This is a genomic window from Leifsonia xyli (assembly GCA_001647635.1).
Taxonomy (GTDB): domain Bacteria; phylum Actinomycetota; class Actinomycetes; order Actinomycetales; family Microbacteriaceae; genus Leifsonia; species Leifsonia xyli_A.
Genome location: CP014761.1, coordinates 671,654 through 683,345, shown reverse-complemented (window position 1 = coordinate 683,345; position 11,692 = coordinate 671,654). Strand labels below are relative to the sequence as shown.

The following is an 11,692-nucleotide window of genomic DNA, read 5'->3' as shown; positions in this document are numbered from 1 at the left end:
GCACCCACTACATGACAACCGCAACGACCGACAAGGCACCCAAGCAGGTCGCCGTCAACGACATCGGATCTGCTGAGGACTTTCTTGCCGCGGTCGAAAAGACGCTGAAGTTCTTCAACGACGGAGACCTCATCGAAGGCACCGTCGTCAAGATCGACCGCGACGAGGTCCTCCTCGACGTCGGTTACAAGACCGAGGGCGTCATCCCCTCGCGCGAGCTTTCCATCAAGCACGACGTCGACCCCACCGAGGTCGTCGAGGTCGGCGACACCGTCGAGGCCCTCGTTCTCCAGAAGGAGGACAAGGAAGGCCGCCTCATCCTGTCCAAGAAGCGTGCGCAGTACGAGCGCGCCTGGGGCGATGTGGAGAAGATCAAGGAGGCCGACGGCGTCGTCACCGGTACGGTGATCGAGGTCGTCAAGGGCGGCCTGATCGTCGACATCGGCCTGCGCGGCTTCCTGCCCGCGTCGCTCATCGAGCTGCGCCGCGTCCGCGACCTCACCCCGTACCTGGGTCAGGAGATCGAGGCCAAGATCCTCGAGCTCGACAAGAACCGCAACAACGTGGTGCTCTCGCGCCGCGCGCTGCTGGAGCAGACCCAGTCCGAGTCCCGCACCACGTTCCTCAACAACCTGCACAAGGGCCAGGTCCGCAAGGGCGTCGTCTCGTCGATCGTCAACTTCGGTGCGTTCGTCGACCTCGGCGGCGTCGACGGTCTCGTCCACGTGTCGGAGCTCTCCTGGAAGCACATCGAGCACGCCTCCGAGGTCGTCGAGGTGGGCCAGGAGGTCACCGTCGAGATCCTCGAGGTCGACCTCGACCGCGAGCGCGTCTCGCTGTCGCTCAAGGCGACGCAGGAGGACCCGTGGCAGGTCTTCGCCCGCACCCACGCGATCGGTCAGGTCGCGCCGGGCAAGGTCACGAAGCTCGTCCCGTTCGGTGCGTTCGTCCGCGTCGCGGACGGCATCGAGGGCCTCGTCCACATCTCCGAGCTGTCCGGCAAGCACGTCGAGCTGGCCGAGCAGGTCGTCTCGGTGGGCGACGAGGTGTTCGTTAAGGTCATCGACATCGACCTGGAGCGCCGCCGCATCTCGCTGTCGCTCAAGCAGGCGAACGAGGGCGTCGACCCGGAGGGCACCGAGTTCGACCCGGCGCTCTACGGCATGGTCACCGAGTACGACGAGCAGGGCAACTACAAGTACCCGGAGGGCTTCGACCCCGAGACCAACGAGTGGAAGGAAGGCTTCGAGGCGCAGCGCGACGAGTGGGAGCAGCAGTACGCTGCGGCCCAGGCGCGCTGGGAGGCGCACAAGCGCCAGGTCGCCAAGGGCCTCGAGGAGGCTGCCGCCGACAGCGGTACCTCGTCGTACTCCTCCGACACGAACTCGGGCGGAACCCTCGCCGACGACGAGTCGCTCGCGGCTCTGCGCGAGAAGCTCAGCTCCAACAACTGAGCGAACTCGAACACTGAGCGGCCGGTCCTTCGGGGCCGGCCGCTTCGTCGTTCCCGGGAGCGCGGCCGCCGCTAGGCTGGGCGGGTGCAGCTGATCGGACTCACCGGCGGGATCGCCTCCGGCAAATCGACCATCGCCTCCCGCCTCGCCTCCCACGGCGCCGTCGTCGTCGACGCGGACCGCATCGCGCGTGAGGTGGTCGAACCCGGCCGTCCGGCCCTGGCCGCGATCGCCGAACGCTTCGGCGACGGCGTCATCGCGCCGGACGGAACCCTCGACCGCCCGGCGCTCGGCGCCATCGTCTTCGGCGACCCCGAGGCGCTGCAGGCCCTCAACGGCATCACCCACCCCGCGGTGATGGCCGAGTCGACCGCGCGCTTCCGCGCCGCGGGGGAGGCCGACCCGGACGCGATCGTCGTCTACGACGTCCCGCTGCTGGTCGAGTCGGCCAACGAGTACCGGTTCGACCGTGTCGTCGTCGCGCACGCGGACGCCGAAACACGCATCCAGCGGCTGGTCGAGCTGCGGGGGATGGACCGCGCTGAGGCCGAGCGCCGCATCCGGTCGCAGGCGTCGGACGATGAGCGGCTCGCCGTCGCGGACGTCGTCATCGAGACCGGCGGCACGCTCGACCGCACGCTGGAGCAGGTCGACGCGCTCTGGGAGCAGCTCCGCGCCGCGTTCTGAAGCCCCGGCGTTCCGCTGTGAGCGAGAGCCGCTCGGAGTGTCGGTGGTCCTTCCTAGACTGGAGACATGCTTCCCACACGCTCCGTCCGTCCCTTCGAGGTCGTCAGCGAGTACGAGCCGAGCGGTGACCAGCCGCAGGCCATCGCCGAGCTGGCGGGTCGCATCAACGCGGGCGAGACCGACGTGGTGCTGCTCGGCGCGACCGGAACCGGCAAGTCGGCGACGACCGCCTGGCTCATCGAACAGGTCCAGCGGCCGACCCTCGTGCTGGCGCACAACAAGACCCTGGCCGCTCAGCTCGCCAACGAGTTCCGTGAGCTGCTGCCGAACAACGCCGTCGAGTACTTCGTCTCGTACTACGACTACTACCAGCCCGAGGCCTACGTGCCGCAGACGGACACCTTCATCGAGAAGGACTCGTCCATCAACGCCGAGGTCGAGCGCCTGCGGCACTCCACGACGAACTCGCTCCTGAGCCGGCGCGACGTCGTCGTGGTCTCCACCGTGTCCTGCATCTACGGCCTCGGTGCGGCCGAGGAGTACCTGGAGGCGATGGTCGCCCTGCAGGTCGGCCAGAACGTCGGCCGCGACGCGCTCATCCGCCGCTTCGTCAACATGCAGTACGAGCGCAACGACGTCGACTTCTCGCGCGGCAAGTTCCGGGTGCGCGGCGACACGATCGAGATCATCCCGGTCTACGAGGAGCACGCGATCCGGATCGAGCTGTTCGGCGACGAGATCGAAGCGCTGTACTCGCTGCACCCGCTGACCGGCAACGTCATCGCCAAGCTCGACGCGGTATCCGTCTTCCCGGCGACGCACTATGCGGCGAGCCCGGCCACCATGCAGCGCGCGATCGGCACCATCCAGGAGGAGCTGCACGAGCGCCTGCAGGAGCTGGAGCGGGAGGGCAAGCTGCTCGAGGCGCAGCGGCTGCGCATGCGCACCCAGTTCGACCTCGAGATGATGGAGCAGATCGGCTTCTGCTCGGGCATCGAGAACTACTCGCGCCACATCGACGGCCGTCGTCCGGGCGAGGCGCCGCACTGCCTGCTCGACTACTTCCCGGACGACTTCCTCGTCGTGATCGACGAGTCGCACGTGACGGTGCCGCAGATCGGCGCCATGTACGAGGGCGACGCGTCGCGCAAGCGCACACTGGTGGAGCACGGGTTCCGTCTCCCGAGCGCGCTCGACAACCGCCCGCTGCGCTGGAACGAGTTCAAGGACCGTGTCGGCCAGACCGTCTATCTGTCCGCGACGCCGGGCAAGTACGAGCTGGGCATCGCCGACGGCGTGGTGGAGCAGATCATCCGCCCGACCGGCCTCGTCGACCCCGAGATCGTCGTCAAGCCCACGAAGGGCCAGATCGACGACCTGCTCGAGGAGATCCGTCTGCGGGTGGAGCGCGACGAGCGGGTGCTCGTCACGACGCTGACCAAGAAGATGGCGGAAGAGCTCACCGACTTCCTCGCGGAGGCCGGCGTCAAGGTGCGCTACCTGCATTCCGACGTCGACACCCTGCGTCGTGTCGAGCTCCTCACCGAGCTCCGTGCGGGCGTCTACGACGTGCTGGTCGGCATCAACCTGCTCCGTGAAGGACTCGACCTGCCGGAGGTCTCGCTGGTCGCGATCCTCGACGCGGACAAGGAGGGCTTCCTCCGCTCGTCCACCTCGCTGGTCCAGACGATCGGCCGCGCCGCCCGCAACGTCTCCGGTCAGGTGCACATGTACGCCGACGTGCTCACCGACTCGATGAAGAACGCGATCGAGGAGACCGAGCGTCGCCGCGAGAAGCAGATCGAGTACAACCGCGTCAACGGCATCGACCCCCAGCCGCTGCGCAAGCGCATCGCCGACATCACCGACATCCTCGCGCGCGAGGAGGCCGACACCGCCCGGATGCTGGCCGGTCGCGACCAGAAGCGCAAGAGCCCGACCCCGAACCTCCGGAACGGCGGCATCGCCGCCCAGGGCGCGGCCGAGCTCGAGGGCATCATCGCCGACCTCAACCAGCAGATGCTGGCGGCCGCCGGCGAGCTCAAGTTCGAGCTGGCGGCGCGGTTGCGCGACGAGCTCTCCGACCTGAAGCGCGACCTGCGTCAGATGGAGAAGGCCGGCCACCTGGGCTGACGGGTCCGGGTCGTCCGCGCGCTCGGCGCACGGGCGGGTTACGGTGGCAGGGTGGCTTCGAGGACGACGGGACGGCGCTGGACCTTCGCGGTGTGCGCCGTGCTGGTCGGCGTCGCCGTGATCGCGGTCGCGTTCCAGGGCGCCCCCGAGTTCACCGGGCCGCGGATGTTCCTCCCGCCCGCGCCGATCGCCACCGCGCCGCCGCGGCCCCAGCTCTCCGGAAGTCCGGAACCGCAGCAGCAGACGCAGGTGCTGCGCCTCGACCTGTCCTGGCTGCTCGTCGCCCTCATCGTGCTCGCGGTCGTGATCGCGCTCGCCCTGCTCTGGCGCCTGCGCCGCCGGGCCGTCCCGCCGAGAGACCTGCCGCCGCTGACCGACGTGACCGACGCCGAGGTCGGCGACGCCCATCCCGAGCCGGAGCGACACGCCGAGCCCGAGCACGTCCGCCGGGGACTCGACCGCGCGTCCGCCGAACTCGCCGACGCGCGCGAGCCCCGCGACGCGATCGAACGCGCCTGGGTCGGTCTCGAGGAGGGCGCCGCCGACTCCGGGGTCCGCCGCCTGCCGGCCGAGACGCCGGCGGAGTTCACCACCCGCGTCCTCGCTCGCGTGGCGGCCGACCGGGACGCGACCCAGCGCTTCCTCGCCCTGTACCAGCGCGCGCGATTCAGCAGCGCCGCGGTCACGCCCGAGGACGTCGCCGCCGCGCGCTCGGCGGTCGACGCGCTCCGCGCCTCGTGGAGCGACGCCCCTCGCTCGCGCGCGTCGACGTCGGCCGAGCGCTTCGGAGCCCGCCGATGACCCGCCGTCTGCCGCCCCGGATACTGCGTCGGCTCATCCTCAGCGCCCTTGTCGGGCTCGCGTTCGGCGTCGCGGCCTGGTACCTCGGGATGGACGCCGCGCACGCCATCGGACTCGGTGCTGCTGCCTTCGCCCTCACCGCCTGCCTCTCGGCACTGGGGGAGGCCGCCGACGTCGTCTGGGCCGTCCCCGCCCCGCAGCCCCGGCCGGGCGCGCGCCGCGACATCGTCCAGCTGGGCTGGTCGCTCGGCGCCCGCGGAGGCCGGGTATCGCCCGAGGGCGTGCGCCGGCTCCGACTGCTCGCCGAGCGCGCGCTCCTGCTCCGGGGCCTCGACCTGGAGGACCGCACCGCGGACGCCCGCCTCGAGGAGCTGCTCGGGGCCGACGCGCTCCGGCTCCTCCGTCGCGGTTCCGGGGTAGCCCCGCCGCGCACGTCGGAGGTCTCCGCGGCACTGACCCGGCTGGAGGCGCTGGCCTACGAGGACGCGGTCGCACCCTTCCCGACGCCCGCCGCCGCGCCGTCCACCTCATCCCGACCACCCGTCCCGAGCATCCAGGAGCCGCCGCATGCCCGCTGACCCCACCCAGCAGACCGACGAGGCGACACGCGCGCAGGCACCCGCGTTGGCCGTCCCGGACGTCGCGCGCCTCGGCGCCGCGGTGCTCGACCGGGTCAGCAGCGTCGTCGTCGGCATGCGCGCGCCGCTCCGCGTCGCCTTCGCGACCATCCTCGCGGGCGGCCACGTGCTGTTCGAGGACGTCCCTGGACTCGGCAAGACGCTCGCCGCGCGCAGCATCGCGTCCGCCGTCGGGCTCGACTTCCGCCGGCTGCAGTGCACCCCCGACCTGCTGCCGTCGGACATCACCGGCTCGTTCGTGTACGTGCCGAGCACGGCCGAGTTCGAGTTCCGGCCCGGGCCGGTGTTCACGGGACTGTTCCTCGCCGACGAGATCAACCGCACGTCGCCGAAGACGCAGTCCGCGCTGCTGGAGGCGATGGCCGAGGGGCAGGTGTCGGTCGAGGGTCGCAGCTTCCCGCTGCCGTCGCCGTTCCACGTCGTCGCAACGGCGAATCCGATCGAGTCGGAGGGTACGTACGCGCTGCCGGAGGCCCAGCTCGACCGCTTCATGGTGCGCCTGAGCGTCGGCTATCCCGACGAGGCGGGGGAGTCGCGTGTGCTTCTCGCCCGCATCGCCCGACGCCATGAGGTCGCGAGCGTCGAGCGGGTGATCGACGCGGCGACGCTGGCGGCCATGCAGGCGGGCATCGAAGCGGTGGATGTGGACCCCGACATCGCCGCCTACTGCGTCCGCCTCGCCGCCGCGACCCGCAGCCACCGTTCCGTCGAGGTGGGCGCGTCGCCACGCGGGTCGCAGGGGCTGCTGCTGGTCGCCCGGGCGCTGGCCGTGCTGGACGGACGCGACTTCGTCCTCCCGGACGACGTGAAGGCGGTCGCCGTGCCCGTGCTCGCCCATCGGCTCACGCTGACCGTGCAGGCGTGGACGGGCGGCGTCCGCGCGGAGCAGGTCGTCGCGGAGGTGGTCAGCACGGTCGCCGGTCCGCCTGCCGTGGGGGCGGGCCGCCGTGCGCCGGCGCCTGCGGACGCGGCCGGGACGGACCCGCAGCGACGATGACCGACCACGCCGACCACGCGGACCAGGACCGCACGCACACCGCCGCGCGCGGGGGATGGACGCTGAGCCCGGCCCTCGCCGGCGCTGTCGTGGTCGGCGTGGCCGGTGTGGTGGCGGCGTTCGTCATGACGCGCGTCGAACCGGCACTGGTCGGCGCGCCCCTGCTGCTCGCGGCGGCGCTGAGCTGGGACCGCCGCCCGCGCAGAGACCGCGACACGTCGTCGGACGACCTCGTCACCGAGACGTCGGTCGCCTCCACGGGACCCGCGCATCCCGCGCCGGACGGGTCCACGGCGCTCACCGTCGACCTCCACGCCGCAACGACGCAGCGTCCGGACGCACTCCACCTGCGACTCGCCCTCGGCGGCGCCGCGCCGGTGGATGCGGTGCTCACGCCGCACACCGCCGCCAGGACCACGGGCGAGGTCCCCGTCATCCACTCCGGTCCGGAGCGCGTGGCCGAGGTCGCGGCGCGGGCCGTCGGGGCCGACGCGGCGTGGGTCGGCGCCCCGGGCGAGGAGGTCTCCGTCGAGCGGGTGGTGCGTCCGCGCCGGGTGCCGCTCCGCCGACTCCCGCTCCCGGCGCGCCTGCTCGGCCTGACCGGTCAGCACGTCTCCACGCGGCCCGGCGACGGCGGCGAGTTCCGTGACGTCGACCTGTTCCACTCCGGCGACCGGCTTCGCCGCATCGACTGGCGCGCGACCGCCCGCGCGGGACGCTCGGGGGAGCTGTACGTGCGCCGGACCACCGCGACCTCCGACGCCGCCGTGCACCTGGTGCTCGACGCGCGGGACGACCTGACCGGGATCGTGGCCGACTGGTCGCGCGCCTACCCGCGACCGGCGCTGTCCTCGCTCGACCTCGCGCGCGAGGCGGCCGCGTCGCTCACCGTCGCCTACGCCGCGGTGGGTGACCGGGTCGGGTTCGACGACCTGGGGGAGTCCCGCCGCGTCCTCCCGCCGCGCGCCGGGGCCCGCCACCGCGAGCGGGTGCTGCGGGAGATCGAACTGACGACGGCCACGGGCACCGCCTTCCAGCGCGTCCGGTCGCCGCGGCTGTCGCCGGGCGCGATCGTGTACGTGCTCTCGACCTTCCTCGACGACCAGCCGTCGACTCTGGCACTGGGATGGCGCGCATCCGGGCATCGCGTCATCGCCGTCGACGTGCTCCCGGTGCGAGACCCGCGCGAGCTGACCGCGCGAGAGCGGCTGGCCCTCCGCACGGTCGAGCTCGAGCGCACCCTCCGCCTGCGACAGCTGGAGGCCGGCGGGGTGGAGCTGCTCGGCTGGCAGGATCCGGTGTCCCGCGAGGCCGGCTTGCGCTCCCTGACGACGGCGAGGCGCGGATGAGCGACCCCGCGCACACGACGCCCGAGCTCGGCGCCCGCACCGTACCGGGCTGGTCGCTCCGCGCGCTGTTCGCCGCGCTCGGCCTGACCCTGGTCCTCGCGGGCGTGCCGAGCGGCCCGTGGACGGCGATCGGCGCCCTGCTCGTCGGCGTCGCCGTGTGGCGCCCGCGCTGGCTGACGGCGTGGGTGCTGATCGGCGTGCTGGTGCTGTCGTCCCTGATCGAACCCGGCACGCTGACGGTCCGGATGCTCGCGCTGGTCGCCGGCGCGCACGCCCTGCACGTGATCGCGTCGTGGATGCTGGTGGTTCCGGCCGCGGCGCGCCTCCAGCCTGCGGTGCTGCTGCCGTCGCTGCGCCGGTTCGTGCTCCTTCAGATCCCGGTCCAGGTCGTGGCCGTGGCGGTCCTCCTCCCGACGGGACGCGTCGCGGTCCCCCTGCTCGCCATCGTCTCGGGCCTGGCAGTGCTGGCCCTGGTCGGGATGCTCGTCCCCGCCCTGCTGCGCCGCCCGAACCGCTGACCCGAGCACCGGAGGCGGCCGTCGGGATCGAATGTCGGTGGTCGCTCCTAGACTCACGCGTGCGGGGATCGCCGCGCTCGAGAGGGTAGAATCGAACGGATGTTCGAGGCGCCGGAGTGCGGTGCGCGGTGGGCGAACAGCCCCCTCGAACAATGACGGATGGCGGAGAATAGAGCGAGTGAGCAGCGGGCGAGTGAACAACGATCGGGTGCACGGGGACGGCGACTTCGGCAGCAGCATCAGCCGGGTGACCGGCTCGCACCTCAGTGTGCGCGGAGCACGGGTGCACAACCTCCACAACGTCGACCTCGAGATCCCGCGCGACTCGATGGTGGTCTTCACCGGCCTCTCCGGGTCGGGCAAGTCGTCGCTCGCGTTCGACACGATCTTCGCCGAGGGCCAGCGGCGTTACGTCGAGTCGCTGTCCGCGTACGCGCGCCAATTCCTCGGCCAGGTGGACCGGCCCGACGTCGACTTCATCGAGGGCCTGAGCCCGGCGGTCTCCATCGACCAGAAGTCGACCAACCGCAACCCGCGATCGACCGTCGGCACGATCACCGAGATCTACGACTACATGCGTCTGCTGTGGGCGCGCATCGGCGTGCCGCACTGTCCCATCTGCGGTGAGCGCATCCAGCGCCAGACCGTGCAGCAGATCGCCGACCAGCTGATGGAGCTCGAGCCGGGCACCCGTTATATGATCGTCAGCCCGGTCGTCTCGCAGAAGAAGGGCGAATTCGTCGACCTCTTCAAGGAGCTCGCGGCGAGCGGCTACTCCCGCGCCCTGGTCGACGGCGAGCAGATCCAGCTGTCCGACCCGCCCACGCTCAAGAAGCAGGTCAAGCACGACATCTCGGTCGTGATCGACCGCCTGGTCGCCGGCCCCGACATCCTGGGCCGCCTCACCGACTCGCTCGAGACCGCGCTGCGCCTCACGGACGGCCTCGTGCAGGTCAACTACGTCGACCGCGAGGGCGCGGCGGCGTGGCAGAACTTCAGCGAGAAGCTGTCCTGCCCGAACGGCCACCCCATCCAGCTGACCGAGATCGAGCCGCGGACGTTCTCGTTCAACGCCCCGTTCGGCGCCTGCCCCGAGTGCTCCGGCCTCGGCACCCGCATGTCGGTCGACGAGGAGCTGCTGCTCGACGACGACGAGCTCAGCATCGCCGAGGGCGTCATCGTGCCGTGGACCAGCCAGGGCAAGAGCCTGTTCAACTACTACGAGAAGCTGCTCGACGGCCTCGCGCGCGACCTGAAGTTCTCGCTCAAGACCCCGTGGAAGAAGCTGCCGCAGAACGTGAAGGACGCGGTCCTCCACGGCGACAACTTCGAGGTCAAGGTGCGGTGGAAGAACCGCTACGGCCGCGAGATGTCGTACACCTCGGGCTTCGAGGGCGTGGTGCCCTACATCGAGCGCCAGTACCTCCAAGCCGAGACCGACACGCAGCGCGCCCGCTGGGCGGAGTACCTGCGCGAGGTGCCGTGCCCGGTCTGCGGCGGCAAGCGCCTCAAGCCCGAGGTGCTGGCCGTCCTCGTTCACGGCAAGAGCATCGCCGACGCGTCCCTGCTCAGCCTCAGCGACGCCCGCGCGTTCATGGAGAAGCTGCACCTGACCGAGCGCGAGCAGAAGATCGGCGCGCAGGTGCTGCGCGAGATCAAGATCCGCCTCGACTTCCTCATCCAGGTCGGCCTGAGCTATCTCGACCTGGCGCGCGCCGCGGGCACGCTGTCCGGCGGCGAGGCGCAGCGCATCCGCCTGGCCACGCAGATCGGCTCCGGACTGACCGGCGTGCTGTACGTGCTCGACGAGCCGAGCATCGGCCTGCACCAGCGCGACAACCGCCGTCTGATCGACACGCTGGTCGCCCTGCGCGACCTCGGCAACACTCTGATCGTCGTCGAGCACGACGAGGACACCATCCGCACCGCCGACTGGATCGTCGACATCGGCCCGGGCGCCGGCGTCAACGGCGGTCACGTCGTCCACTCCGGCTCGTACGACGAGCTGCTGAAGAACACGGCGTCGCTCACCGGCGACTACCTCGCCGGCCGCCGTGAGATCGCCATCCCGGCGAAGCGGCGCAAGATCGACAAGAAGCGGATGATCCGCGTCGTCGACGCCGAGGCCAACAACCTCAAGAAGGTGACGGTCGACTTCCCGCTCGGCACGTTCGTCGCCGTCACCGGCGTCTCGGGTTCAGGAAAGTCGTCGCTGGTCAACGACATCCTGTACCGGGTGATGGCCAACAAGCTCAACGGCGCCCGCAAGGTGGCCGGCAAGCACCGCACGATCACCGGCCTCGAGAACCTCGACAAGGTCGTGCACGTCGACCAGGCGCCGATCGGCCGCACCCCGCGCTCCAACCCGGCGACCTACACGGGCGTGTTCGACCGCATCCGGAACCTCTTCGCCGAGACGCCGGAAGCGAAGGCCCGCGGCTACCTGCCCGGCCGGTTCAGCTTCAACGTCAAGGGCGGCCGCTGCGAGGCGTGCTCGGGTGACGGCACGATCAAGATCGAGATGAACTTCCTGCCCGACGTCTACGTCGCGTGCGAGGTCTGCGGGGGAGCGCGGTACAACCGCGACACCCTGTCGGTGCATTACAAGGGCAAGAACATCGCCGAGGTGCTCGACATGCCGATCAGCGAGGCGGCGGAGTTCTTCAAGCCGATCTCGGCCATCCACCGCTACCTGCAGACGCTGGTCGACGTGGGCCTCGGCTATGTCCGCCTCGGCCAGAGCGCGACCACCCTGTCGGGCGGCGAGGCACAGCGCGTCAAGCTCGCCACGGAGCTGCAGCGCCGCTCCAACGGCCGCAGCGTGTACGTGCTCGACGAGCCGACCACCGGTCTGCACTTCGAAGACGTCCGCAAGCTCCTCCTGGTGCTGAACGGACTGCTCGATAAGGGCAACACGGTCATCGTCATCGAGCACAACCTCGATGTCATCAAGTCGGCCGACTGGATCATCGACATGGGCCCGGAGGGCGGCGCCGGCGGCGGCGAGGTCATCGCGACGGGCACTCCGGAGCAGGTGGCCGAGACGCCCGGCAGCCACACCGGGTTCTTCCTCAAGGAGATCCTGCAGGGCGAGTCCGCCCGGGGCGCTGCGTAA

The 11,692-nt window shown here is 70.9% G+C and carries 8 protein-coding genes and 1 pseudogene; all 9 read left to right on the top strand.

Features of this window, described 5'->3' with window-relative positions; all coding sequences use genetic code 11:
* Nucleotides 1-11 precede the first annotated feature (11 nt).
* The 9 genes and pseudogenes from rpsA (at nucleotide 12) to A0130_03390 (ending at nucleotide 11,692) form a co-directional block, all read left to right on the top strand.
* Nucleotides 12-1,454, top strand: coding sequence for a 30S ribosomal protein S1 (rpsA, locus tag A0130_03430; GenBank protein ID ANF30860.1), 1,443 nt, complete (start codon nucleotides 12-14; stop codon nucleotides 1,452-1,454).
* A gap of 84 nt (nucleotides 1,455-1,538) precedes the next feature.
* The gene (locus tag A0130_03425) at nucleotides 1,539-2,141 is read left to right on the top strand and encodes a dephospho-CoA kinase (GenBank protein ANF30859.1); all 603 of its coding nucleotides are present in this window, start codon (nucleotides 1,539-1,541) and stop codon (nucleotides 2,139-2,141) included.
* Nucleotides 2,142-2,207: 66 nt separating this feature from the next.
* Nucleotides 2,208-4,274: an excinuclease ABC subunit B gene (locus A0130_03420; protein ANF30858.1), complete on the top strand. Its 2,067-nt coding sequence runs from the start codon at nucleotides 2,208-2,210 to the stop codon at nucleotides 4,272-4,274.
* Between the two features lie 90 nt (nucleotides 4,275-4,364).
* The gene (locus tag A0130_03415) at nucleotides 4,365-5,075 is read left to right on the top strand and encodes a hypothetical protein (protein ID ANF30857.1); all 711 of its coding nucleotides are present in this window, start codon (nucleotides 4,365-4,367) and stop codon (nucleotides 5,073-5,075) included.
* Nucleotides 5,012-5,548, top strand: a pseudogene (locus A0130_03410) (hypothetical protein). Before A0130_03415 ends, A0130_03410 begins: the two are co-directional and overlap by 64 nt.
* A 94-nt stretch (nucleotides 5,549-5,642) precedes the next feature.
* Nucleotides 5,643-6,710 carry an ATPase gene (locus A0130_03405; protein ANF30856.1) on the top strand — a complete coding sequence of 356 codons (1,068 nt, stop codon included), beginning with the start codon at nucleotides 5,643-5,645 and terminating at the stop codon, nucleotides 6,708-6,710.
* Nucleotides 6,707-8,059 (top strand): hypothetical protein, encoded by a 1,353-nt coding sequence (locus tag A0130_03400; GenBank protein ANF30855.1) that lies wholly within the window; start codon nucleotides 6,707-6,709, stop codon nucleotides 8,057-8,059. Before A0130_03405 ends, A0130_03400 begins: the two co-directional genes overlap by 4 nt.
* Nucleotides 8,056-8,577 carry a hypothetical protein gene (locus tag A0130_03395; protein ID ANF30854.1) on the top strand — a complete coding sequence of 174 codons (522 nt, stop codon included), beginning with the start codon at nucleotides 8,056-8,058 and terminating at the stop codon, nucleotides 8,575-8,577. The genes A0130_03400 and A0130_03395 overlap by 4 nt, the downstream gene beginning before the upstream one ends.
* A gap of 238 nt (nucleotides 8,578-8,815) precedes the next feature.
* Entirely contained in the window at nucleotides 8,816-11,692 is a 2,877-nt protein-coding gene (locus A0130_03390; protein ID ANF33275.1) for an ABC-ATPase UvrA, read from the top strand.

Bases quoted from the DNA above. Each gene is read 5' to 3' on its own strand.
- A0130_03420 (ANF30858.1), top strand. From the start codon at position 2,208: ATGCTTCCCACACGCTCCGTCCGTCCCTTCGAGGTCGTCAGCGAGTAC.
- A0130_03395 (ANF30854.1), top strand. From the start codon at position 8,056: ATGAGCGACCCCGCGCACACGACGCCCGAGCTCGGCGCCCGCACCGTA.
- rpsA (ANF30860.1), top strand. From the start codon at position 12: ATGACAACCGCAACGACCGACAAGGCACCCAAGCAGGTCGCCGTCAAC.
- A0130_03405 (ANF30856.1), top strand. From the start codon at position 5,643: ATGCCCGCTGACCCCACCCAGCAGACCGACGAGGCGACACGCGCGCAG.
- A0130_03400 (ANF30855.1), top strand. From the start codon at position 6,707: ATGACCGACCACGCCGACCACGCGGACCAGGACCGCACGCACACCGCC.